This window comes from Bradyrhizobium sp. B097, from assembly GCF_038957035.1.
Lineage (GTDB): Bacteria > Pseudomonadota > Alphaproteobacteria > Rhizobiales > Xanthobacteraceae > Bradyrhizobium.
In genome coordinates, this window is record NZ_CP152412.1 from 2,979,765 (window position 1) to 3,004,985 (window position 25,221).

13 protein-coding genes and 1 tRNA gene are annotated in these 25,221 nt (G+C 65.2%); 11 read left to right on the forward strand and 3 right to left on the reverse strand.

Features of this window, described 5'->3' with window-relative positions:
* Window positions 1–103 precede the first annotated feature (103 nt).
* The 7 genes from AAFG07_RS13795 to AAFG07_RS13825 all read left to right on the forward strand — a co-directional run bounded on the left by AAFG07_RS13795 (window position 104) and on the right by AAFG07_RS13825 (window position 16,113).
* On the forward strand, window positions 104–685 hold the full coding sequence (locus AAFG07_RS13795; RefSeq protein ID WP_342727748.1) for a Spy/CpxP family protein refolding chaperone: 582 nt from the start codon (window positions 104–106) through the stop codon (window positions 683–685).
* Between the two features lie 165 nt (window positions 686–850).
* Window positions 851–926: transfer RNA gene (locus AAFG07_RS13800), tRNA-Lys, on the forward strand.
* 367 nt (window positions 927–1,293) lie between these two features.
* Window positions 1,294–1,977: a secretin and TonB N-terminal domain-containing protein gene (locus tag AAFG07_RS13805; protein ID WP_342727749.1), complete on the forward strand. Its 684-nt coding sequence runs from the start codon at window positions 1,294–1,296 to the stop codon at window positions 1,975–1,977.
* Window positions 1,974–2,489 carry a sigma-70 family RNA polymerase sigma factor gene (locus AAFG07_RS13810; RefSeq protein WP_342727750.1) on the forward strand — a complete coding sequence of 172 codons (516 nt, stop codon included), beginning with the start codon at window positions 1,974–1,976 and terminating at the stop codon, window positions 2,487–2,489. Before AAFG07_RS13805 ends, AAFG07_RS13810 begins: the two co-directional genes overlap by 4 nt.
* 93 nt (window positions 2,490–2,582) lie before the next feature.
* A complete protein-coding gene (locus AAFG07_RS13815; protein WP_342727751.1) occupies window positions 2,583–3,569 on the forward strand; it encodes a FecR domain-containing protein in 987 nt (328 codons plus the stop codon).
* A gap of 128 nt (window positions 3,570–3,697) precedes the next feature.
* Window positions 3,698–15,031, forward strand: a complete 11,334-nt coding sequence (locus AAFG07_RS13820) for a filamentous haemagglutinin family protein (protein WP_342727752.1) — start codon at window positions 3,698–3,700, stop codon at window positions 15,029–15,031.
* 209 nt (window positions 15,032–15,240) lie between these two features.
* Window positions 15,241–16,113: an enoyl-CoA hydratase-related protein gene (locus AAFG07_RS13825; RefSeq protein ID WP_342727753.1), complete on the forward strand. Its 873-nt coding sequence runs from the start codon at window positions 15,241–15,243 to the stop codon at window positions 16,111–16,113.
* 154 nt (window positions 16,114–16,267) lie between these two features.
* Here the strand turns inward: AAFG07_RS13825 and AAFG07_RS13830 are convergent, their stop codons facing one another.
* A complete protein-coding gene (locus AAFG07_RS13830) occupies window positions 16,268–17,317 on the reverse strand; it encodes an AraC family transcriptional regulator ligand-binding domain-containing protein (RefSeq protein WP_342727754.1) in 1,050 nt (349 codons plus the stop codon).
* A 176-nt stretch (window positions 17,318–17,493) separates the two neighbouring features.
* Between AAFG07_RS13830 and AAFG07_RS13835 the strand changes: the two genes are divergently transcribed.
* Entirely contained in the window at window positions 17,494–18,540 is a 1,047-nt protein-coding gene (locus AAFG07_RS13835) for a hypothetical protein (protein ID WP_342727755.1), read from the forward strand.
* 13 nt (window positions 18,541–18,553) lie between these two features.
* Window positions 18,554–20,059: an amidase gene (locus AAFG07_RS13840; protein ID WP_342727756.1), complete on the forward strand. Its 1,506-nt coding sequence runs from the start codon at window positions 18,554–18,556 to the stop codon at window positions 20,057–20,059.
* Between the two features lie 96 nt (window positions 20,060–20,155).
* Here the strand turns inward: AAFG07_RS13840 and AAFG07_RS13845 are convergent, their stop codons facing one another.
* Entirely contained in the window at window positions 20,156–21,496 is a 1,341-nt protein-coding gene (locus AAFG07_RS13845; RefSeq protein ID WP_342727757.1) for an LLM class flavin-dependent oxidoreductase, read from the reverse strand.
* Window positions 21,497–21,524: 28 nt separating this feature from the next.
* Complete coding sequence (locus AAFG07_RS13850) at window positions 21,525–22,340, reverse strand: methyltransferase domain-containing protein (RefSeq protein WP_342727758.1); 816 nt, start codon at window positions 22,338–22,340, stop codon at window positions 21,525–21,527.
* Window positions 22,341–22,747: 407 nt separating this feature from the next.
* Here AAFG07_RS13850 and AAFG07_RS13855 point away from each other — a divergent pair, with 407 nt between their 5' ends.
* Both AAFG07_RS13855 and AAFG07_RS13860 read left to right on the forward strand, forming a co-directional pair.
* The gene (locus AAFG07_RS13855; RefSeq protein ID WP_342727759.1) at window positions 22,748–24,184 is read left to right on the forward strand and encodes an FAD-dependent oxidoreductase; all 1,437 of its coding nucleotides are present in this window, start codon (window positions 22,748–22,750) and stop codon (window positions 24,182–24,184) included.
* A gap of 98 nt (window positions 24,185–24,282) precedes the next feature.
* The gene (locus AAFG07_RS13860; RefSeq protein WP_342727760.1) at window positions 24,283–25,212 is read left to right on the forward strand and encodes a TauD/TfdA family dioxygenase; all 930 of its coding nucleotides are present in this window, start codon (window positions 24,283–24,285) and stop codon (window positions 25,210–25,212) included.
* The last annotated feature ends 9 nt before the right edge of the window (window positions 25,213–25,221 follow it).

The window sequence follows — 25,221 nt, forward strand, 5'->3', positions numbered from 1 at the left end:
GAAGCGGATTACATCTTGGCAAGAAAGGTCTCTCTGTCCAATCCGTAAGTTGAAGGCCGCAGCAGGCGGTACCATCCTCAGGCAACCTTCAAAGGAGGTTTGGATGAAGAAAGTTCTGCTCGCCGGCATCGCGGCGCTCACGATTGCCGGTTCGACCGCGGTCTATGCCCAGCATCGCCCGTGGTTCCATGGCCAGATGCGGATGAGCCAAGAGGACCGGGCCGCCTTCCTCGACGCGCGCATTGCCGCGGTGCACGCCGGGCTGAAGCTGACCGCCGATCAGGAGAAGCTGTGGCCGCCGGTCGAAACCGCGGTGCGCGACTTCGCCAAGATGCGGCTCGATCGCGCCAATGCGCGGATGGCCGCGGAGAAGACCGATGCGGACAAGGCCGACAAGCCGGATGATCCGGTCGCGCGTCTCCGCGAGCGCGCCGACAACATGGCGGCGACCGCGACGTCGCTGAAGAAGATCGCCGACGCCGCCGACCCGCTCTACAAGACGCTCGACGATAACCAGAAGCGGCGGCTGACCATGCTCACCCACATGGAAGGGCGCGGCTTCGGCGCCGAGGGCTGGCGCCGCCATCGCCTCGAGCGCGGCATGGACCGCTGGGAGCGCGGCGGCCGCGACCATCATTTCGACCGCGATGACGGTCCGGATCAGGAGCGCTCCGGCCGGCCCTGAGAGCCAGCCGCCGGCATCCTCGCCAAGCCTATGAAAGGCCGCCGGAATCCGGCGGCCTTTCGGCCGTCAGAAAGTCGGGAAAAGTTGCGCCAGCTTGCTGGACATCGCGGAATCGCTTTGCTAAACGACGGCCTCTCTTGCGAGGGTCATTTCCGGACAAGTTCCGGGCGCATAGCTCAGTTGGTAGAGCAGCTGACTCTTAATCAGCGGGTCCCAGGTTCGAGCCCTGGTGCGCCCACCAAAGGAAAATCCTTATTTTCCAGGACCTTCGCGGAGTGGTCGCCGAGAACAAATGGGTCTCGTGCGACGGTTCTTGTTGAAGGACTGGTGCGGCCAGATTGCTGCGCGACTTTTCCTTTGCCTGTCGTCCAACCGTGTCGATCAAAGTAGTGCCGACCGCTTGCGGTTGTGCCGCCCAGAAGTTTGGCTGGCAGCGGTCAGGACAGCCGCCGATCGCAGGGCCCATCGTCGACTGCGCTTTTGTCCCGCCGGGTCCGCATCCGCTTCGGGGCATGTCGGCCATCCGACCCTGCCGACATGAGATTGTTACACAGCCTGCCTATCGTTCCCGCCCGACCATGACAGGCTTGTAGAAGCGAGGAGCCGAGTTGACCCCCGATGCGCGAGCGTCGAGTGCTCGGTTGTGCCGTGCTCTGATGTTCGGCGTCTGTCTTGTTCTGGCGCCGCCGGAAGTGTCGGCGCAGGAGGCGCAGATCGACTTTGATATCACGGCCCAGCCATTGGCGGCCGCGCTTGAGCAGTATGGTGCCGTGGCCGGCCGGAACGTCCTCTACAACAGCAACCTGACGGCCGGACTGCATTCCAGCGCCGTGCGCGGGCTCATGAGCGCGGACACGGCGCTTGCGCGTCTGCTTGCGGGCAGCGGTCTGTCGGCGCGTGTGCTCGGAGAGACATCTTTCGTACTTTACCCCGCACCGGCCACGGCGCAGGCGGCGTTGCCGGTTCCGGTGAATCATTATTATGCGCGGCTGCAGACCGGCCTTCGGGCCGCATTGTGTGCGGAGGCCGATGCACGGCCGGGCCATTATCGGATCGCGCTGCAGTTCTGGATCGATCCGGCCGGCAATTTGGAGCGGTTCGCGCGGCTGGGCTCGGCGGGCAGCGCCGCGGTCGATGCGGGCATCGATCACGCGCTACGGCGGATGCAGGTTGACGCGCCGCCGCCGGCGGGCCTTGCCCAGCCGGTTACGCTGGTGGTCGTCCCGCAGGGACCTGGCACGACGATGGCCTGTAACGGTTCTCCGGCGCGTCGCGCCAGCGCGGCACCATGACCGAGGCGTCCCTGACGCTGATAAGACGCCTGCTGGTCGAGCGCTATGATGAACTCAAGCGACGGCTGGCAAGGCGGCTCGGATCGGCCGAGCTGGCGGGCGAGGCGCTGCAGGACGCCTGGCTGCGCATCGCCCGGGTGGATTCGGTCGGTATCGTCCGCGATCCCGGCAGCTATATCTTTGGCGTCGCCATGAACGCGGCGCGTGACCGTCAACGCAATACCGATAGCCGCACCCTGAGCGCAGCCGAGGTCGATGGACTGCTCGAGATCGCCGATGGCGCGCCAGATCCGGAGCAGGTGGCGCGCGCGCGTTCGGATCTGCGCGGGCTGGAAGCCATCCTGCACGAGCTGCCGGCGCGCCGCCGCGCGATTCTGCTGGCAGCGCGGCTCGACCAGATGCCGCGGCAGGAGATAGCCCGCCGCTTCGGTATTTCCCTGCGCCTGGTTGAGCTAGAGCTGCAGCGGGCGCAGGAGTATTGTCTGATGCGGCGTGATCGGAGCGGCGGATAGCATGCGGTTCCGCCCGGCTGGAAACGTCTCCTTGAGAGTGGTGGCAAAAGCCGCCGCATCTCGGCGTAGGTGGGCACGGGGCGGACGCCGACCATGAGCGCGATGGATAAGGACGACATGGAATTCGATCCGCTCAAGCGGGAAGCGGTAGGCTGGGTCCGGCATCTCACCTCCGGACAGGCCACGGCGGCGGACGCCGAGGCGCTGCGGCGCTGGTGTGCCCAGAGCGCGGACCATGTCGCCGCTTTCGCCGCCGCGAGCCGCCTATGGCGAGACCTTGCGCCTGCCGGCCGCAATGTGCGGGCGGCGATGATGACCGGACAGTTGCCGAGCGCTTCGCGCCCGCTCAACCGCCGTGCGTTGCTCGGCGGCGGGCTCGCCACCGCTGCCGCGGCGGCGGGCGTCTATGCGCTTGCGCGGCCGCCGCTCGGTCTGTGGCCGTCCTGGTCGGAGTTCGCGGCCGACTATCGGACCGGCACTGGCGAGCAGCGCCAAGTGGCGTTGCCGGGCGATGTTTCGATCCAGATGAACGTGCAGACCAGCATTGCGCTTCGGCCCGCCGATCCCGGCGTGGCACGCATCGAATTGCTCTCCGGCGAGGCGGCATTCGCCACGTCCGGGCGCAGCTTTGGCGTACGCGCGGCCGACCGCTGGATTCTCGCCGACAAGGCGCAGTTCGACGTGCGCTATGTGCCGGCTGGCGGCGAGCAGCCGGTCTGCGTGACCTGCCTCAACGGCGAGCTGCAGGTCCAGCGTGGCGCCCAGGCGATCGCCATGAAGGAAGGGCAGCAACTGCGCTACGACGCGGGCGGGGAGACACTTGCCGCTGCCGATATCGAGGCCACCTCTGCCTGGCAGCGCGGCTTCCTGCTGTTTCGCTTCACGCCGCTATCCGATGCGGTCGAGGAGATCAACCGCTACCGGCCTGGCCGCATCTTCATCGTCAATGCCGCGATCGCACGGTTGCCCGTCAGTGGCCGCTTTCGCATCGATCGGATGGACGAGGTTCTGACCCAGATCCAGCAGGCGTTCGATGCGCGCGTGCGGTTGCTGCCTGGCGGGATCGTGCTGCTGAGCTGAGCGCGATCTGACGATGTTCCGGCCGCTCTGCGGCGACACGAAACTTTCACAAAAGTCCCTTGCGGGTTTGAGCGTGGCTTCCCGTCACGCTGGTGTGACCTCTGCGGTGTTCGCTGGAAGGACGTGTCATGCCGGTTCGAGTTCAAGCCACCCATCATCCCCGTGCACGCGGTGAATTGGCCGCCGGTGCGCCGTTGCGGGCGTCGCGCCGGATGTCCCGCGGCGGGTTGATGGCCGGCACCAGCCTCGTGACGTTGCTGCTCGCTGCGTATCCTGCGAGTGCGAGGCCGCTGAGCGGCGCCTGGACGGTCGCGGCGCCGCGTTACGCGGCCGATGCGGCGAGCGCTGCGGCCCAGCAGGCAGCAGACGCGGCTGCCCAAAGCTCTGGTTCATTGACGCGGGCGGCGCAGGCGATCCAGGCCATGCAGGCGGCACAGGCGGCCGCGCGCAGCGCCGCACAGGCCTCGGGCACGTCGCGGACGCTGCCGCAGCTGGTGGTGCCCGATGGTCTGGCGCCGGGTGGGCTCCAGGTCGCGCCGGGCGCTGCGCCCGGATCGAGCCTCTGGTCGGGCGCCAATCTTCCGACCCAGGCGAGCGCCAACGGACGCACCAGCGTCGGCATCACCCAGACCGCGCCGCAGGCAATCCTCAACTGGCAGAGCTTCAATGTCGGCGCCCGGACCGACGTCGTCTTCAACCAGCAGGGCAACAGCAACTGGGTCGCGCTCAATCGCGTGATCGGCAATGTCGGGCCGAGCCAGATCCTCGGCAACATCAAGGCTGACGGCAAGGTGCTTCTGATCAACCAGAGCGGCATCATTTTCGGCGGCGCAAGCCAGATCAATGTTGGCTCGCTGGTGGCGTCGACACTCAATATCACCGATCAGCAATTCAAGACCGCCCTGCTCAATCGCTCGCCGTTCGACAATGCAGGCAACCTGCAGGCCCCGATCTTCGCCAGCGGCAGTGGCCCGACCGGCAACATCATCGTCGAGGCTGGTGCGGTGATCGTCACGGCGGCGCCCGCATCCGTCACCACGGGAGGCGGGAACGTATTCCTGTTCGGCGCCAATGTGCAGAACAGCGGCAGCATCGTCACGCCAGGCGGCCAGGCCGCGCTCGCCGCCGGCACGTCGGTTTATGTCACGACAAGCGGCAGCACGAGCCAACAGGGCCTGATGTTGAATGTGCTCAATGGCGGCACGGTCAGCAATACCGGCCTCATCGCGGCGCCGACCGGAAACGTCACGCTGGTCGGCATGAATTTGCAGCAGTCCGGCGTGCTGGTGGCGACCACCTCGGTCAACCAGGCCGGTTCGATCCTGTTGTCCGCGCAGCAGGGACTGCAGGGGATGTTCGGCTATGACAGCTCCTCGCACTACGCGGTGTCGACGCAGACCGGTGCGGTGCAGCTCGCGCGTGGCAGCCTCACCGCGGTGCTCCCCGAGGAGGACGGTCTGACCGCGATGGACACCCAGCCGCAGGCCCAGTCGCGGATTACGGTCGAGGGCGGCTTCGTCAATCTGCAGTCGGGCGCTGCGATCATCGCGCCGTCCGGACGCGTTGCGCTCGAGGCATCGAGCTACGGAGACCAGCTCTATCTGCAGGACAATCCCACCGCCAAGATCAACACGAACTACAACCGCGATGGAGCGCGGGTTCTTGTCGACGCAGGTTCCCTGATCGACGTTTCGGGGTTGCAGGGCGTGCCGGTCGCGGCGTCGAGCGATGTGGTGCAGGTGAACGTGCGCGCCAACGAGCTGCGCGACTCGCCATTGCAGCGCGGCGGCATCTTATCCAGCAAGAACGTGTGGGTGAATGTACACGATCTCGACCCTGTGGCATCGGATCGGGTCTACACCGCAGGCGGGCTGCTCGAGGTGTCGGGATGGCTCGGACAGGTCGCGCGTCCGATCGACCAACGGCTGACCACGGGCGGTTCGGTGATCGCCTACTCCACCGGCGATGCCATCCTGCGACCTGGTGCGCTGATCGATATTGCCGGCGGCTCGCTCGCGCATCAGGCCGGCTATGTGCCGGTCACCTGGCTGGTCGGTTCGGACGGCAGGATCTACAGCGCAAATCAGGCCCCTGCGGATCTGACCTACACCTCGATCGGGGTCGGCTTCACGGTCAATCACGCTCACTGGGGCGTCACCGAATTCTACGCCAATCCACTGATCCCCAGTCAGGTGTACCAGCCCGCCTATCTCGAAGGACGCGCCGCCGGCGCTCTGACCGTGATTGCGAACGCAGCAGAGGTCGATGCCTCGGTTGTTGCGGCGACAATCAATGGGCCCTATCAGCGGTCCGCCAACACGCTTCCGGCCGGCGCCGCGCTCACCATCGCGGCGGCCGATGCGAGCATCATCGCGCCGTCAGTTGCGCCGCCGGATCTCCCGACTGTGACGTCGCCGCTGCCGCCGTCCTGGCAACAGACCGTCTATCTGGCGGCCGATCTGCTCAACCAGGCGAACTATGGCAGCATCACCATCAATGCGCACGGCGGCGTGACCGATCCGGTCAGCGGCACGGTATCGCCTGCCATCAGCATCGTGGGCGGCGCCAAGCTTCAGGTTGCCTCCGGCGGCTCGATCACCTTGAACTCGAACGTCGCCTTTGCCGGCGGGGGAATTTCGATCGACGGTCAGCTGGTGGCGCGTGCCGGCTCGGTAACCGTCAACGCGGCGCTGCAGGGAACAACTGTCTTCACTGGCGACATCGAGCTGCATCCGGGCAGTGTGATCGATACGCGCGGTCTGTGGGTCAACGATCGCACCGGCGGCAACGATACCCCGCCTGCGCTCTACAACGGCGGCAACGTCAAGCTGATCGCCTACGGCAGCGTTCGGATCGATGGCGGAGCGGTGATCGATGCGTCGAGCGGCGGCTGGATGCAGAGCACGGGCCGGATCAAGACCAGCAACGGCTTGCCGGTCGGAACAGGCGGCAACATCACGCTGATCGCCGACGGTTTCGGTGCAACGCTGCACAATTCGACGACGGTCGCCCAGACCTACCCGGGCCGGGTCTATCTCGACGGTGTGCTGCGGTCCTACGGCTTCACCCGCGGCGGCATGCTCGGCATCGCCACCCCCGTGATCCAGATCGGCGGAGACGCTATCCTTCCGCTCCGCACGATCGGCAGCATCAACGCCGACGGGACCAGCAACCTCACGACGGTCGATCCCGCCAGCGTGATGCGGCTGTCGCCCGGCTTCTTTGCCAGCGGCGGCTTCAGCCAGTACGCCCTCTACAGCTACCAGAACCTGACGGTCGCGGGCGGCACCGATCTCGAGCTGCATGGGGTCAATCTGGTTCCGAATCCGCAGGCGATTTCGGCACCGACCGGCAGCGATGTCGCTGATGTCGCGACGGTGCGGATGCTGCCCTCGTATCTGCGGCCGGCGCCGGTCAACCTCGTCCTCAGCGCGATCGACGCCTTCAACGGCAATCTCGATGTTCAGCGGGGCGCCGTGATCAATGCCGATCCTCAGGCGACGATATCTCTGCACGCACGCCATCAACTGACGGTCGACGGCACGATCAGCGCGCCCGCCGGAGCCATCAATCTCGATTTGACCGGCACGACCGGAACCTGGGTCGCGGTCGGATCGCCGGTTGGCGTGCCGCCCAACAATGGGCCGTCCTATGCTGCCACGCAGACGCTCTGGATCGGAGCGGACGCCAGGTTGCTGGCGCCCGGCCTCGTCACATCGACGCTCGATGCATCCGGGCACCCGGTCAACACCGTGCTCGGCGGCGGTCAGGTCAACATCAATCAGGAAGCTCAGCCCTCGCTCTACTACCCCTATTCGGCCACCCAGCCTTATGGTGAGCAACCGCTCGGTGTCGTCGTGGCGCAAGCCGGAGCGATCATTGATGTGTCGGGGACGTCGGGAACGATACTCCAGGTCGCGGGTCGATCCGGTCTGATCCAGACACAAGTTGCGACTCCGGGCGGCAGCATCGCGATCCGGGCGTCGCTCGGTCTGCTGTTCGACGCCACCATGAAGGCGCAGGCCGGTGGGGCCGGCGCTGCGGGCGGCAGCCTGACGATCGATCAGGTGATCGAGAGCAACGTCGCTGATAACACCGGCGTCTCGCAGTTCGTGCAGCCGGTCTTCCAGACGATCGTGAGCCAGGCGGCGCCGCTGATGACGACTGGTCTGTCGCAGGGGCAGGCGGTCCCAGGCAGCTTGCTCGGAGATATCTTCATCGGCGCCGATCAGATATTGAGCGGCGGCTTCGCGTCGGTGTCGCTCGGCGCAGTCGATGCCTTGGTGTTCAACGGCAACGTCAATCTTGCCGCGGCGCGCAGCCTGACCATCAACGCCAGCAACATCAGTGCGACGCCGGGCGCGACCGTCCGGCTCAGCGCGCCCTATGTCGACATCGGCGGCGGTCAGCGCAACATCAACGAATATTCCAGCAGCAGCTACGTCCCTCTCGGCAGCTACAGCGCAGTGCCCATGGCCGGTACGGCGCGTCTCGCGGTCGATGCCGACCTGATCGACATCGAGGGCACGCTGCGCAGCGGTGCGAGTTACAGCTATGTCACCAGCTTCATCGATTTCAGCACTCCCGTTCGCCAGGCGGTGTCGCTGCCTGGCTTCGCCAGCATGTCGTTCAACAGCCTGGGCGACATCCGCCTGGTGCCGGTCTCGAGGACTTCACCCTCTTACGCCGTCAAGCCGACCACGCTGGCAACGGCCGGTGACGTGACGTTCACGGGGACGGAAATCTACCCGACCAGCAGCGGACCAGTCAGCAATGCATATGCAAGCATTACGAGCAGTCTGTTCCTGATCCAGGCGACCGGGCCCAACAGCGTGGTCAGCTTTGCCAGCAACGGCCAGGCGCCCTACATGCCGCTGTCAGCGGGCGGAGCCGTGCAGATCATCGCTCCGACCATCAATCAGGGTGGCGTCCTGCTGGCGCCGCTCGGGCAGATCACCTTCGGAGACCCGAACAATCCCGCCAGCACGCGCGCGATCAACCTGCTCCCGGGAAGCATCACGTCGGTGTCGGCGGGCGGCACGTTGATCCCATATGGCGCGCCGCTCGGCAACACCGACTGGATCTACGGCTACGACAATAGCGGCACGCCGAACACGATCAGCGCGCCATCGGCCAAGACGATCTCGTTCTACGGCCGGGCGTTGACAGTTGCGGGTGCGTCCGGTGGGGCCGCCACTGCGCGCATCGACGAGTCCGGCGGCGGCGATCTCTATGGCGCGCAGTTCGTCAGCGGCGCCGGCGGGTCGGTCGATACGCTCGACGGCACCCAGACGTTCGCGGTCCTGCCGAGCCTCGGCAACCGCTATGCGCCGCGCGACCCGCAGATGCAGCTCAGCGATCCGGCGCAGACGACGTCAGCGCCAGTTGCGCTGCAGGTCGGTCAGCAAGTCTATCTGAGCGGAATTCCGGGGCTGCCGGCTGGCACCTATACCTTGCTGCCGGGGCACTACGCGTTGTTGCCCGGCGCTTACAAGGTCACTGTGGCGGAGAATCAGACCTCCGCCACCGGGCTCCGGAACTTTGCACTGCGTGACGGCTCCTACCGTGTGATCGGCTATGGCGAGGTCGCCAATACGGGCATCCGCGATTCGCTGCCCTCGGCCTACATCGTCACGCCGGGAGCGGTCGTCCGCCGGCAGTCGCAATATGCCGAAACCACGGCCAATCAGTTCTATGCGGCCAAGGCAGCTGCAAGCGGCATCGCGGCGCCCTATCTGCCGCTCGACGCGGGGCAACTTGTCATCAGTGCGACCAACAGCCTGTCGTTGCCGGTCACCGGCGGGTTCGGCGACTTCACGGCTCCGGCGGGCGGCCGGGGCGGGCAGGCCGATATCGTGGCTTCGAATCTCGAAATCCTAGCGCCGGGGGGCACCGCAGCGCCCGGCATGACCGGGATACAGGCCAGTGCGCTCGACAGCATCGGCGCGCAGAGCATTCTGATCGGCGGTACACGCAACCTGAACGGCAACGTGCTGACCATCACGCCGGCGGCGCAGCAGCTCCAGATCGACAGTGGGGCGGTGCTGACCGCACCCGAAATCATGCTGACGGCGAGCAAGGCGATCACGATCGGCGCCGGTGCGCAGATCGACACGACCTCGTTCGGCGCGATCTCTACCCTGTTCCCGAACGATCCGAACACCGGCAAGACCCTGGGATCGATCGCGCTCGCGCGTGTCGGCGGAGGCGGGGCGGGCGCATTCGTGCTGGCGTCCAACGCACCGGTGCTGCCGGTCACGTTGCCGACGGGGAGCGGCGGCGCGAGCAAGCTGAGTATCGGCGCGGGCGCGCAGATCTTCGGCGGCAGCGTGCTGGCGCTGAGTGCCTCGAACACAATCAGCATGGATCCTTCTGCCCGCCTTGCGGCGCCGACCGTGATGGTCAGCGTGCCGGTGATCAATTTCGGCGCGGGAGGTGCTTCGGGCTTCAATCTGAGCGCCAGCCTGCTCGCGCAGTTGTCCGAAGGTGATCCGCTGCGTCATCTGCCGGCGACCGGCAACCTGATGCTGTCGGCGTCCACCGCGATCAACGTCTATGGCTCGGTCGATCTCGGTGATCTGGATCCGGCGACCGGTCGGGCGCTGCTCGCCGGGCTCACGTTGAGCGCGCCCGTGATCAATGGATTTGGTGCCGCCGCCGACAGCGTCAGGCTCCGCGCCGACACGATCACGCTGAACGGCGGCGCAACCGGCGCAGCTTCGACGGGAACCGGGCAGGGCGCGTTCGAGATCGACGCGACGCAGCTGACATTGGGTGGCGGTGGCAATCTTGCCTTCGGTGGCTTCAACACCGTGACGCTGGCGGCGTCCGAGCGGGTGATCGGCGGCGTCGCCTATGCGGGCCCGATCGCTGCGGGCACGATGCAAGAAATCGGCACAGTGTCCTACGCCCCCGGCCAGGTGATGCCGGGCACCTTCACCGTCAGCGGTGGTCTGACGATCGCGACGCCCCTGGTGACGGCGCAGGCCGGCGCGCTGACGCAGCTCGTCGCCAATGCCGGCACGGTCAGCTTCGCCGCACGGCCCGGTGGCGCCGTGCAGTCGGCCGTCAATTCCAATGGCGCGACGCTCTCGGTCTCGGCGCAGAGCATCGTCCAGGGCACCACCATCGACCTGCCATCCGGCGCGATCACCTTCACCGCGCGGAACGGCATCACATTGCAGGCCGGGTCGGTCACCAATGTCGCGGGCGCGGTGACGCCGTTCTTCGACGTGGTGCGGATTGCGCCGGCCGGCGGCGTGACACTGCAGACCGTGAGCGGGGACGTCGCTGTTGCCTCCGGAGCGGTGGTCGATCTGCGCGGCGGCCGGCTCGGCTCGGTGACGCTGCCGATGCTCAATGTCGTGGACTCCGACCAGGGCAGCAACGCGGGGACGCTCACCATCGTCGCGCCGAACGGGACCGCCCATCTCGACGGGCAGTTGCTGGCGAGCGCCGATCCGCGCTACGCCGGCGGCAAGGCGGTCCTCACGCTCAAGTCGGGTGACGCTGGTGCGCTGCTCGGCAGCATCGCGGGGTTCTCGGGCGAGCAGGCGCTGACGCTGGCGACCGGCGATATCAATGTTGGCAACATCACCGCGCGCAACGTCGAGCTGACCGCGAGCAGCGGCAGCATCACCGTTGCCGGCCTGATCGATGCGAGCGGCGGCAGCGATGCGACCATTCGCCTGATCGCCGGCAACAATCTGGAGCTCGGCACGCATGCGGTGCTCAATGCCGGCACCACCGCGGCAAGGGGCGGTACAGTGTTTCTCGGCCTCGCCGGCAACAGCTCGGGCATGTTGATGTTCGATGTCGACGCCGGTTCCGGCAGCACGCCGACGATCAACGTCGCCAGCGCCGACCCGAACATCGCGCTCAACGGCGGACAGGTCTGGCTGCGCGTGCCGCGGACAATCAACGGCGACGGCACCACCGGCGTGCGCGTCGGTAACAACGGGGTCCGTGTCGCCGGCGCGCGCGAGATCGTTGTCGAGGCGGTCAAGGTCTATGACGTCACCGGCACGCCCTATATCGACGCCAATCTGGTGACGGCCGATGCCGACGCACAGGCCTTCATCGCCGCGGCCACGATCAGGACGGGGATCGGCACGCTGACGGGTACCTCCGTCACCGCCTTCCACCTGATGCCCGGCATCGAGCTGCGCAGCAGCGGTGACCTCCAGCTGCTGCAAAATCCGTCCAGCACCAATTCCGGAATCGATCTGCACACCTACCGCTACAATGGTGAGCCGATGGTGCTGACGTTGCGTGCGGCCGGAAACCTGCTGATCAATGGTAGCATCAGCGACGGTTTCGCCGCGCCGGTCAGTTCGCCGGATGGCAGCATCTTCGCCATCGCGGCGCCGCTGCCGGCGGGCTCCGGATCAGCGACGCTGCGGCTGGTCGCGGGCGCGGATCTCGCAGGTGCCGATCCGTTGGCGGTCGTGCCGGCCGTGCAGCGTCCCGCGGCCACGGCGGCCAATCCCGAGCCAGGCTCGATCGTATTCGCGGCGCCGTACCTGATTGACGCCAATGTCAATGACAGCGGCATCGTCGTCCAGATTCCGAGCGTGGTCCGTACCGGCACGCGCGACCTCGAGCTCGCAGCGGCCGGCAACATCGACATCCAGACCGCGTTCGGCATTTATACCGCGGGGGAGCCCGTCACGCCGAATTTCACGCCGGCACAGCGCGCCCTGATCCTGTCTGCCTACACGTACGACTACAGCAGCTATCTTGGCTATACGTACGACGCCAACTTCAATCTGCTGTCGTACGACACGCTGTATCCCCTCGCATTCAACGCCAGCTATTCGAGCGGCGGCGGCAATCTCACGGTCAAGGCACATGGCAGCCTGCTCGGCGCGGATACAAGCAATAGTGGTGTGACGAGCTACGCGGCCTCTGCGCCCGACACCTATTGGCTATGGACCGAACCGGCGGCTGCCAGTCCGACCTGGTTCATCAACTTCGGCACCTACTATCAACCGTATCTCGATTTCGCGACCGACTCATTTCCATCGGTGGCCGCGTTCAAGGGGCTCGGCGCGTTGGGAGGAGGCAACGTTCGGGTCGCAGTCGATGGTAATCTGAAGGCTGTCGACATCAGCCTGCCGACGACCGGCGGATTGACCGGCACTGGTGCGTTGTCGGTGTACGGTGGCGGCAATCTCTCGCTGACCGTCGGGGGCGGTATCAACTACGCCAATCTGCTGGTCGGGCGGGGGACGGCCGACATCCAGGCCGGCGAGGTCGGGATGGCACCGCTGAGCACCAGTTCGCTGGCCATTGCGCGGGTGGATCTGTTGATCGGCGATGCCCAGTTCAATGTGGTGTCGCACCGGGGAATCAATGCGATCGTCGGTGATCCGACGCGGATGACGCAGCAGCACGATCCGTCGAGCAGCGGCGGCTATCATGTCCCGGCCGGTCTGGAAGGAAATGGGCCCCCCTCATTTTACTACAACCCTGCGGCACCCTATGGCTTCTTCACCAGCATGACGGCTGGCAGCGCCCTGACCGAGTTCGCGGCAGGCGGCGACATCACGGTGCATGGTGATTTCGCGCCACCGATCTTCGAATTGACCGCGGCCGGCGGCTCGATCCGCGCCGGCGACATTACGCAAAGCGGCACGAATTTCCATTATCTGGCTGCACTGGCTGCGCCGACGGCCCGCCTCGATCTGCTGGCTCAGCAGGACATCGTCGGCTTTGGCGTCAGCATGACGGCGGCCGATCTGCTGTCCCAGGTCAACGGCGCCTCGGCGCCGGCAGGCAGCGATTACGCGAGCTCAATCTCCAATCCGGGCTCCTACGACATGTTTGGGGGCGCTTTGTCACTGCCTTCGAACCTGGTGCAGTTCAACAATCCGCATACGGTGCATGTCTATGCGGTTCGGGGAAGCCTGACAAAGCTCGCGCTGGCGACATCGGAGCGCGCACAGGTGCGCGCCGGCCTCGATATCGTCCAACCGATTATCAACATCGAGAACGCCGGGCTCGGCGACGTTTCGCTCGTGCAGGCCGGGCGCGACATCGTCAGCTGCCAGCCTTGCAGCCTGGCCTACCCGGACTTCTTCAACATTCGTGTGGAGGGGCCGGGCTCGCTATCGGTCCTTGCCGGTCGCGACATCGTTGCGCAGATGGGCGCGTATCACTCGCAGGGGCTTGGCATCACGTCGGTCGGCAACGCGGACAATCCGTTGCTGCCCGCGACCGGCGCCTCGATCGGCATCGCGGTCGGCACCGGTGCCAACGGTCCGGCCAACGCGGCCTTCATCAACCTCTATTTCGATCCGCGGAACACGGATGCGACGACGCAAGGCTATCTGGCGCAACTCACCAGCTACATGAGCGGGATCGAGGGCATCGCCCTCAGCCGCGACCAGGCGCTGGCCGATTTCCGCAACCTCGTCCCGGCCGCACAATTGCCGTTCATCGAACAGGTGTATTTCGCCGAGCTCAGGGCGGGCGGCGAAGCCGCGGCCAATGGGCATGGCGCAGGCGGCAAGGGTTACGATCGGGCCTACCGGGCGATCCAGACCCTGTTCCCGGGCAGCGTGATCGGCGGCACCACCACAGCCTATGCCGGCAGCCTTTCGCTGTTCCAGCTCGCACGCGTCCGCACCGAGCAGGGTGGCAGCATCAACATCCTGGCGCCCGGTGGCGGCGTGTCGCTCGGCATCGAAAACCAGACGCCCGACCTGACCGGGCAGACCGACACCGCGCGCCCCGGCCTGCTGACGCTCGAAGGCGGCGGCATCAACATCTTCACCGATCGGAGCGTCGTGGTGGCGCAGTCGCGCGTCTTCACCGAACTCGGCGGCGACATCCTGATGTTCTCGACCAACGGCGATCTCAACGCCGGCAAGGGCAAGCAGACCTCGATCGTGACATCGCCGCCTTTGGTCGTCTACGACCAGTACGGCGGCGCGACCAAAACGCCGAACACGCCGCAAACCGGCGCCGGCATCGCAACCTTGATTGGCGTTCCCGGCGTTCCCCCCGGTAACGTCGACCTGTTCGCGCCGCACGGCACGATCGATGCCGGCGAGGCCGGCATCCGCGTGTCGGGCAATCTGACCCTCGAAGCGCTGCAGGTGCTCAACATCGCCAATATCCAGGTGCAGGGCACGTCGGTCGGTGTGCCGGTGGTGCAGGGGCCGCCGGTGGGCGCGTTGACCGCGGCGAACAACACCGCGGGCGCGGCGCAGCAACCGACGGCGGCGGCACCGGCAACCAATACTGGACAGCCCTCGGTCATCATTGTCGAAGTGCTCGGCTATGGCGGAGGCGACGGCGCGCCGGAGCCCGGCGACAATGACCAGCGCCGCGGCGGCAGCGAGCGGCAGAGCTATGATCCGAACAGCATGTTTCGCGTGGTCGGCAGCGGTGCGCTGACGGCTGAGCAGGCGCAGCAATTGACCGATGACGAAAGGCAGCGTCTGTCGTCGCGGTAACGACAACGGAAGCGCAGGGGCGTGTCGCAGGTTCGCAATGTAGCGGACCTGCGACTCACGGAGCCGCCTTCGCGTGCTGCCGACAACTCCGCCGCTACGACTGTGAAGCTCCCCTTCATACCCTGTCCATGTTATGCCGGATAGTTGCTGGCGATAAGCCGTCATATCTCTTCTACGCAATGCGAAGCATTTGGAAGAGGAGCACCGCAATGACCGGCGTGCTTGGTGAAGGAAACGATCGCAGCGAAATATCCAAGCACGTTCACCCGCGGCAATCCGCTGAGCAATTCTCCGCGACGAATACAGTCGGATTGCATCGCCGAGCGTTCTTGGCCGCCGGCGCAACCGCTACGGTCCTCGCTGCTGGCCAGAGCTTTGCGCAGAACCAGCCGCCGGTTGCGCCTGCTCCGGCGAGTCAGCCGGCGATGCCGAGCAACGTCAAGGTGGAGCGGCTGGACGGCTCAATTCTTGCGATCGGCATTCGGCAGGACAACGACAGCGTCGAACTGTCGAGCGTTATCGGCTTGGGTCGTTTGATGTATATGCTCGATCACGATGACGCCCTGCGCGTCGCGGTCCTCTACTCCCAAGGTCCCGACTTTGTCGGCGGCGTCCTTGATGCCGTAAGCTGGGCACCAGTCCTGCGTACCGGTCGCTTCCCGGACACTCCCCAGTTCGTCAATCCGGTCGGCACCATCCCGCCGCGTCGCGAGAAGCCGCTCGTGGTCGCCGTGCAGGGCAGGTGCCAAGGCGCAGGCCACGAGCTTTTTCTCGCCGCCGATGTCCGCGTTGCCGCAAGCAATACCGTATTCGCCCAACCGGAGGTCACCCGCGGCCACTTCCCGGCCGGCGGCGCGCCGATCACGTTTGTCCGCGAAGCGGGTTGGGCAAATGCAATGCGTTACATGCTGACAGGCGACGAATGGGGCGCCGATGAGGCCTACCGAATGGGTCTCGTTCAATTCGTGACGCCGCCCGGAAAGCAACTCGATCGCGCGATCGAGGTCGCTCGAAAGATCTCCGCCGCAGCCCCGCTCGGCATTCGTGCGACAATGAATTCGGCGCACCGTGCGCTCAGCTAAGGTCAGGAAACCGCGTACGCGGCACTGTTCCCCGAACTTGCCCGACTTGCACAGAGCGACGACCACGAAGAATATTTCCGCGCGCAACGGGAGAAGCGTGCTCCCGTCTTCCATGGTCGCTGATCCATGACGCCTGGATCGCTCGCCCGGCCGCTTACTGGCTTGCCCCGTTGTGCGGCATGCGCAATCGGGCGCGCAAAGCACCCGGCGACTGCTTGAACCATCGCCTGAACGCGCGATGGAAGGAGCTCACATCCTTGAAGCCGAGATTGTTGCTTACGCAGACCACCGGCTGTCCTTGCTCGATTTGCTGATAGGCCAATTCCTTCCTCACCGCGGCGAGCAACTCCGTATAGCTGGTCCCTTCTCGTTTCAGGCGGCGGTAAAGCGTCGGCCGACTGACATGCAGTGCGCGGCACACATCGCCGATACCCAAGCCCCGGTGCAGGCTCGAGCGAATGCGCTGGCGCACCTTGCCGACAAAGACGCTCTCGATCTCGATTCTCTGCAAGGCCTGTTGGGCACGCTCCTGCAGAACCTGCTTGAGGTAGGAGTTGGCGCCGCGGATCGGCCGGTTCAGAACTTCCGACGGCAAATGCATGCAGGTGACATCACCGCCGAACGAGAGCGCGTTCCCGAACACCTGCGCGTATCTTCCATGATAGGACGGGCGCGGAAACCCAAACGTGCAAGCGGCGGGTGTGACGTGGATGCCGGTCTGCTCCGCTATCCAGGTCACCAGCGCGCTCATGCTGCGCTCGAGGGCAGGCCGGGGGTATGCCCTGTCCGGCGCGAACGAGATGGTCAGGACGAGTGAGCCGCCGCGTATGCTGGACACCCAGCGCTCCGACGGGTTCATCAGGGCAATGTGGTGTTGGAAAACCTGCAAGGCCTCGCCCACGTCACGGCAATGGCAAAGCAAGCTAGCCAGTACACCACGCATCGAAGGGTTGTAGGTCTGCCCAACGAGAAGGCCGATGTGAGGCACTTCCGTGTTGTTCGCCGCTGCCCGCCACAAGGCCAGCAAATGTGCCTCGGGGAGGCGCTGCTCTTGCGCAGGCGGAGCGCCGCTGCTGCAGTCGATCATGGCCTCGCGGTCGAGGCCAGCCTCCAGCAGTTGGCTTTTGGTCGCAGCGCCGCTGGCCAGCAGCAAGTCGTAGAGATCGAGCACGGCAAGGGCGGATACGGTGGCGCGCGAACGCATCGCATGACATTCCTTGATAACCGGTAGCGAAGACTACAACAGGATTGGCGCCGAGCAAACGCCCGGCAAGAGCCACGTTGCAACCAATCGCCATGCGATTGATCCCTGAAGCCATGTTTCGGGTGCGCGTTGCGCCGTAATCTTGGCCGCGCCGCAACAGCATGGAAGACTCGCAAATGCTTGACGTCCCGCAAACCTGCAAGATCAGGACAGTGACCGATCTGCGTAAGCTGATTTCGGAGCCGCCCGCGATGATGCGCCGCCGGTTGCAGCCACGCATCGACGATCACTGCATGACCGTGATCCGGAGCGCATCGGTGTGCGTGGTCGGATTCGCAGACCAGGCCGGCATTGCCTTCATCAATCTCCGCGCCACCCCGGTGATAACGGTTGAGCCCGATCGCGTCGACTTGGTCTGGCCGGCAGGCCTCGCATTGCCGGCAGCTCTGGCCCGGGGGGAGGTGCTCAATAGCAGCCTGTACTTCATCATGCCCGGCATCGGTTTCGCCTTGCGAGCAAACGGCCGCAGTACGGCGCAGCAGGGTGAAGACGGAGTCGCACGGCTGGCGTTCCAGGCGGATGCGTTCTTCCTGCACTGCTCCCGCGCAAAGGTGCGTGCCAAATTCTGGGACCCGCGGGCCGGCGGAGCACCGTGTTCCGGCGCGGCTGGCGCGGCAGTTCTGTCCGATGTGGCCTTGGCATTCGTCTCACGTTCTCCCTATCTGCTGCTGCTGACGCAAGATCCCGCCGGCAAGACGGAGCTCTCGCCGCGCGGCGATCCGGACGGCTTTGTTCTGGTACTCGACCCCGGCACGCTTCTGATCCCCGAGCGGCCCGGCAACAAGGTCGCGTGCACGCTTACCAACATCCTCGCACATGAGGCGGTGACGGTCGCTTTTCTGATCCCGGGCTCGCCCATCGTACTGATCGTTGATGGTCGCTGTTGGCTGACGACTGAGCCGAGCCTTCTGGAGTCAGTCGCTGTCCAGGGCAAGGCGCCCAAACTCGGCATGGTTCTGCATGTCGATGAATACCGCTTCCAGCATAGTCCCGCGCTGGTCGAAGCGGGGCTATGGTCTAACGAGACCCACCTGCGTGAAAGCGACATTCCATCTTTCTCCAAGATGCTGGCCGAGCATATGAATGGCAGGGGAGTGCTCGGCAAAGCGACGACGCTGGTCGTTGATGCGGTCGTCAAGCACGATCTGAAGCATCTTTACTAGAGAGCATGCCGCCGTGACCCTCAGCGTGCCCGAATATCTCCAGTCGGACGCAACAGAACTCGCCCGTCTGGTGAGGGCCGGTGAGGTCTCGGTCATGGAGCTTCTGGAGATCGCCGAGGCCCAACTCGCGCGCTTGAACCCAAAGCTCAACGCCGTCAATCTGACGATGGCGGCTGAGGCGCGGGCGCGAGCCGAGCAGTCTCTTGTCGGGCCCCTTGCCGGTGTTCCTCTGCTCATCAAGGACGCGATCCAGGATTATGCCGGTCTCCCGACTTCCAATGGCAGTCGCGCGTTCCGCCACATCATACCCGAGCAGCATTCCACGTTCGTGCAGCGCCTCATCGACGCGGGCGCTGTCATTATCGGCAAATCGAACACACCGGAGCTGGCGCTCAAGGGAGTTACCGATCCAAAGGCGTTCGGCGTGACGCGAAATCCCTGGGATCTTTCGCGCACGTCCGGCGGCTCCAGCGGCGGCTCGGCTGCTGCCGTCGCCGCAGGGATTGTGCCAATGGCCGGCGCCAACGATGGCGGCGGTTCAATCCGCATTCCGGCCGCCTGTTGCGGCCTGTTCGGGCTGCGGCCCTCGCGCGGCCGCGTTCCGCCCGGGCCGGGTGTCAGCGAAATCTGGGAGGGCGCTTCGAGCGATCACGTGCTGACACGCAGCGTCCGGGACTCAGCTTTGGCGCTCGACGTGCTTTCCGGACCCGCGGACGGCGATCCGTTCGTCGTTGCACCGCCCGCGGCCCCCTTTGTCGAAATGGCCGCGCGCGAGCCACGGCGGCTGCGCGTGGCGTTTAGTGCGATGTCTCCGCTGGACACCGACGTGCATCCAGAGGCCGTAGCGGCCGTGACCCAAGCGGCGAAACTCCTCACCTCACTTGGACACGAGGTGGTCGAGGATCGTCCGAGCTACGACGGACTGGCCCTCGCGCGCTGTTATCTCGAGATGTATTTCGGCCAGGTTGCGGCAACCCTCGCCGATGCCCGCGAAGCCGGTGCCAAGACCGAAGATTTCGAGTTGGCGACCCTTCTCCTCGAAGCATTGGGCAAAGCCGCCAGTGCAGGAGCGTATGTGCGCAGTCATCGGCGTTGGAACGAGTTTGGGCGCGCTCTCGGCCAGTTTCACCGGCGTTACGACCTCTTCCTGACACCAACGATCGCCTTTCCGCCGGTCGACCACGCCACGACAGTGATGCCTGCCGCGCAGCGGACCGTCTTGTCGTTTCTGCTGAAGAGCGGACTGTTGGGTGTCATGGCTCGCATCGGCCTGATGGAGGGAGCGCTTGCCAACCTGGCGCGCCAGAACCTGACGCTCGTGCCCTTTACCCAACTCGCCAATTTGACGGGGACGCCGGCCATGAGCGTGCCACTGCATTGGACAGCCGAGGGCCTGCCGCTCGGCGTCCAGTTCATCGCTGCGTTCGGCAACGAAGCGCTTCTACTGCAGCTTGCCAGTCAGTTGGAACGCGTGCAGCCCTGGATGCAGCGGCTGCCGCCGCTGGCGTTTCCACCATGAGCAGGGCAGGCTGAGATTGCCCGGTTGCGGTCGAGCGCTGAACGCGTCTCGTCTCCGATTTTCTCCGATTTGCACCAGTTGAGAAACGTCAGGCGATCATGCGATCGCTTGAACGGAGCTGGAGAAGACGCTCGGCGGCCGGTGCAGGCCATAATGGTCGCGCAGTGTCGTGCCGGCATAGTCGTCGCGGAACAGGCCGCGTTTGCGCAGGATCGGGACGACCTGCTCGGCAAAGACGTCGAATCCACCGGGCAGCCAGGGCGGCATGACGTTGAAGCCGTCGGCGGCGCCGTTCTCGAACCAGGTCTGGATGTTGTCGGCGATCTTCTCCGGCGGGCCTGCAATCACCCAGTGGCCGCGCGCGCCGGCCAGGCGCTGGACGAGCTGGCGGATCGTCGGCTTCTCGCGATCGACGATGTCGACCACCAGCTTGAAGCGGCTGGCCACGCCGCGCGCACCATTGGTGTCGATCAGATGGCGCGGGAACGGGCCGTCGAGGTCGAAGCCGGAGAGATCGAGCCCGATCATCTGGCGTAGCTGGGTCAGCGAATATTCCGGCTGGATCAGTTCATTGAACTCGTCCTGCAGCCGATCCGCTTCGGCTTGCGTACTGGCGATGAAGGGACTGATGCCCGGCAGGACCTTGATCTGATCGGGACTGCGGTCGAAGGCACGGGCTTGCCGCTTGATATCGGCGTAGAACTCCTGGGCGCTTGCCAGGGTCTGGTGCGCCGTGAAAATGGCTTCGGCAAAGCGTGCGGCAAAGGCACGGCCGTCGTCGGACGAACCAGCCTGCACATAGACCGGCCGTCCCTGAGGCGTCCGCGAGATATTGAGAGGGCCGCGGACGCGAAAGTGCTTTCCGGCGTGATTGACGGCGTGGATCTTGTCGGTGTCGGCGAAAACGCCCGAGACGGGATCGTTGATCAGTGCGTCGTCTTCCCAGCTGTCCCACAGCCTGGTGATGACATCGAGATATTCGCGCGCCCGCTCGTAGCGTTCATGATGCGGAGGATGCTCGGGCAGGCCGAAGTTTTGTGCCGCCTGCGCCGTGCTCGTCGTCACGATGTTCCAGCCGGCCCGGCCGCCGCTGAGATGATCGAGCGAGGCGAACAGCCGCGCGAGATTGTAAGGCTCAGTGTAGGTCGTCGACGCGGTTGCAATCAGGCCGATGCGACTGGTGGCGACCGCGATGGCGGCAAGCCAGGTGATCGGCTCGAAGCGGAAGCGCTGGGCATAACGGACATTGTCGGCGAGCGCCGGCCCGTCGGCAAAGAAGATCGCGTCGAACTTGTGCGCCTCGGCCTTCTGCGCCAGCTCCTGGTAATAGGTGACGTCGAGGATCCGCTCCGCAGCGGAGCCCTTGTAGCGCCAGGCCGCCTCGTGATGGCCACCCGGATAGATAAAGAGATTGAGAGAAAGCTGTCGATCGCTCATGCCTGTGGCTCGCGGAGTGTTGGGGTGGTCAGTTGCCGGTTGACGGCTTGTGTGCGAACGCGAAACGCAGGTAACGCTCCAGAGGCAGCCCTTCCGGTGTTCGTTTTGTTTCGACGAGGCGAGCAAACGCGCCGCGGATTTGTTCGCGTTCCGACGGTGAGAACGCCTCGAGGAAGTTGCCGAAGGCGCTGGCTTCCGACCATCGGAGCAACGAATTGACGTCTTCGTGCACGTCGGTCAGCGTTCGCAGCTCGCTGCGGTAAGCAGCGAAGCCGCCGATTGCGAACAGTGACCTGAGTTCGTCATCGGTCAGGCCGAGCAGCGGACTGGAGTCCTGGCGATGATCGGCGAGTCCAGCCTCAGCGATGGCCCGGCGCAGCAGCACGCGGGACTGATGCGGACGGGATGGGTCCTGCACGTTGAGCCCGAGGCGACCACCGGGCTTGAGCACACGATGGATCTCCTGCAAGGCGCCGCGCTTGTCCGCAACCCAATGGAAGACGCTGTTGAGATAGACCGCATCGAATTGGTCGTCATCGAAGCCTGAGAGGTCTTCGGCCCGGCCGGTGCGGAATTGAAGATGATCCGATTGCCGAAGTCGCGCGATCTCGATGCGGCCCGGGAGCGGATCGATGCCGATCACCCGGCCGTTCGGCCCGACCAGGCCGGCGACGAATTCGGCGAGCCGGCCGGTGCCCGTCCCGATATCGAGGACATGCTCGCCGGTCCTGATCGCCAATGGCCCGATCAGGAACTTGCCGTGACGGAACTGAACCAGCCCCGCTTCATCATAGGAGCGAGCCAGCTCAGGCGTATCGTGTTCGAGGCTAATGACACCACTCATTTGCGGCGTGTCCTATCGTCCAAGATTGCGGCGCTATGTACACTTCGGCGTGCAAGCCATGCTTTGACTCTACGTCGGTGATCGCAAGCCTGTCGATGAAATGAACTTGCATTGTTGCGTTGGAAGCCAGCATGAAGCGTGTGAGTTGATCGGCGATGATAGACGAGTGCATCCGTCACGGAGAAATCAGTGGGGCACTCGTGCCGTTCCCGAGTGTCAGACGCTTCAATCTTTCTGCTCTCGCCCGCTGAAACGACGAGGAAAGCGACGATCGTCGCAAATATTTCAACGACTACGTCGGCCACGAAGCGATCATTGCGCGCCGCGGAAAACAAAACTGGTTTCGTTTCATTGACTGGCGATCGATCGCTTTTACGATTTGCAACGTCAAAGCGAGGCCGATCATCATGCCGCAATCCGACCCCGACAGTGTTGCCCGTGAGGCGTTGCGTCTGATCGGACCCGATCCGCAAAACTGGGTGCCCGATCTGGACGGGATCGATCACAATGTGGTCGTCGTCGGCGGCGGACAATCCGGCTCGGCGTTTGCGTTCGCGCTTCGGCGGGCAGGGATCGGGAAGGTCTCGGTGATCGATGCCGCGGCCGGCGGGACTGAGTCGGGAGTGTGGTTGACGAGTGCGCGCATGCATAAGCTTCGCACGCCGAAGTCCCTGCCGGGCCCGGAGCTTGGCGTTGCCGGTCTCGGGTTCCAGGCGTGGTACGAGGCGCGTTACAGTGCAGCCGCCTACGACGCGCTCGATCGCATTCTACGGCTCGACTGGGCGGCCTATCTCGATTGGTACCGCAAGGTCACCGGTGTAGCGGTCCGTTACGCGACGCGGCTGGTTCGTATCGAGCCGGCGGGAGAGCATCTGCGGCTGCATCTGGAGCAAGGCGGCCGCGTCGCGGTCGAGACTGCGCGAAAACTGGTGCTTGCGACCGGCTTTGCCGGAAGCGGGGGCGCCATCATTCCGGACGCACTGCGCAATCTGCCGAAACAAATTCATGCGCATACCTCCGAGAGGATCGACTTCAGAACGCTGCGAGGTCGATCGGTGGCGGTGATCGGAAGCGCCGCGTCGGCGTTCGATGCTGCTGCCGTTGCGCTGGAAGCCGGAGCGCGCGACGTTCACCTTTATGCGCGGCGCGAGTCGCTGGCCTCGCTTCCGGTGATCCGGATCCGCGGCTATCCGGGGGCCTACGACAATTACGGGGCTTTGCCGGATGCCATGCGCTGGCAGCAGGCGATCCGCTTCCGCGACGCAGGCTCGACCCCGCCGCCGGATGCAATCTCGCGCGCCGTCGCGTTTCCCAATTTCCATCTCCATCTCGGCGCGCCGTGGAAGGCGGTGAGGCTCGAGGGCGGGCGTCCCGTCGCGGTGACGCCGCAGGGCGAATTCGGGTTCGAGTTTGCCATCGCCGGTACCGGATATGCCGTGGACCTCGGCGCGCAGACCGAGCTTCGCGACTTTGCCGATGAGATCCTGCTGTGGCGCGACCGCTTCACGCCGCGCGACCAGGACAGGGATGAGACTCTCGCGGCGTATCCCTATCTGGGATCGGGCCATGAATATCTGGAGCGGGAGCCCGGCCGCGCGCCGTTCCTGAAGAATCTCCATGTCTTCAACCCGGCCGCCTTTGTCAGCTTCGGCCTGCCGGTTGGCGATGTCCCGAGCTTCAAGCGCGACATTCCCGCTGTTGTGGCGCGGATCAGCCGCGATCTGTTCCTGGCCGATCTGGCGGCGCATGAGGCGCGGATCAATGGGCCGATCGCCGACGATTTTGGTGCCGAGCTTTATGCGCCGGCGGTCTGGCGCCCACCGGAGCACGTCGCGGCCGAGTAGAGCCCACACCATCAAGCCGGTTTGTTTGTCTCCGCCGTCGTTCCCGCGACCGGCGCATGGCGGAGCCTTGTCTGGGAGATCGCGGTGAGAACACGATCATGAGCGACACGACTGTCATCGATAACGTCATTCCGCGTGCCGATATCGTCAAGCGTGCGGCGAGGCTTGGAGCGGAGATCAGGAGCGTCCAGCTGTCGGGTGACCTGTCCGACGAAATTATCCGCGCCATCAACCAGGTGCTGCTCGAGCACAAGGTGATCTTCTTCCGCGACCAGGAGCATCTCGACGATGCCGAGCAGGAACGCTTTGCGGTGCGGCTCGGCAGACTGGTGCCGCATCCGACGGTCGGCGCGATCAAGGGGACGTCCTCGATCCTGGAGCTGGATTCGGGACGCGGCGGCGGCCGGGCCGACCAATGGCACACCGACGTGACGTTCGTGGACGCCTATCCGAAGATCTCGGTGCTGCGCGGAGTGGTGATTCCGCCCTATGGCGGCGACACCGTCTGGTCGAGTACGGCCGCGGCCTATCTCGACCTGCCGGCGCCGCTGCGGCGGCTCGCCGACGAGCTTTGGGCAGTTCACAGCAACGCCTATGACTATGCGGTCAAGGCGCGCGCAAGCGAGGCCGACCGCAAGCATTTCGACGAAGTGTTCACCGGCACGATCTACGAGACCGAGCATCCCGTGGTGCGCGTTCACCCCGAGACCGGCGAGCGGACGCTGGTGCTCGGCAATTTCGTGCAGCGCTTCGTCGGTCTGCCGAAATATGATGGCCAGAAGCTGTTTGACCTGTTCCAGTCGCACATCACGGCGCCGGAGAACACCGTGCGCTGGAGCTGGAAGGCCGGCGACGTCGCGATCTGGGATAACCGGGCAACCCAGCACTATGCGGTCAATGACTATGGTGACCAGCACCGCGTGGTGCGCCGCGCCACGATCGACGGCGAAGTTCCGGTATCGATCGACGGTCGCCACAGCGTGATGCGCATCAAGGCACCGAAGCAGCAGGCTGCGAAGGCGGCATGATCCGGCCGG

Bases quoted from the DNA above. Each gene is read 5' to 3' on its own strand.
- AAFG07_RS13855 (WP_342727759.1), top strand. From the start codon at position 22,748: ATGCCGCAATCCGACCCCGACAGTGTTGCCCGTGAGGCGTTGCGTCTG.
- AAFG07_RS13850 (WP_342727758.1), bottom strand. From the start codon at position 22,340: ATGAGTGGTGTCATTAGCCTCGAACACGATACGCCTGAGCTGGCTCGC.
- AAFG07_RS13820 (WP_342727752.1), top strand. From the start codon at position 3,698: ATGCCGGTTCGAGTTCAAGCCACCCATCATCCCCGTGCACGCGGTGAA.
- AAFG07_RS13810 (WP_342727750.1), top strand. From the start codon at position 1,974: ATGACCGAGGCGTCCCTGACGCTGATAAGACGCCTGCTGGTCGAGCGC.
- AAFG07_RS13825 (WP_342727753.1), top strand. From the start codon at position 15,241: ATGACCGGCGTGCTTGGTGAAGGAAACGATCGCAGCGAAATATCCAAG.
- AAFG07_RS13830 (WP_342727754.1), bottom strand. From the start codon at position 17,317: ATGCGTTCGCGCGCCACCGTATCCGCCCTTGCCGTGCTCGATCTCTAC.
- AAFG07_RS13835 (WP_342727755.1), top strand. From the start codon at position 17,494: ATGCTTGACGTCCCGCAAACCTGCAAGATCAGGACAGTGACCGATCTG.
- AAFG07_RS13860 (WP_342727760.1), top strand. From the start codon at position 24,283: ATGAGCGACACGACTGTCATCGATAACGTCATTCCGCGTGCCGATATC.
- AAFG07_RS13795 (WP_342727748.1), top strand. From the start codon at position 104: ATGAAGAAAGTTCTGCTCGCCGGCATCGCGGCGCTCACGATTGCCGGT.
- AAFG07_RS13815 (WP_342727751.1), top strand. From the start codon at position 2,583: ATGAGCGCGATGGATAAGGACGACATGGAATTCGATCCGCTCAAGCGG.
- AAFG07_RS13845 (WP_342727757.1), bottom strand. From the start codon at position 21,496: ATGAGCGATCGACAGCTTTCTCTCAATCTCTTTATCTATCCGGGTGGC.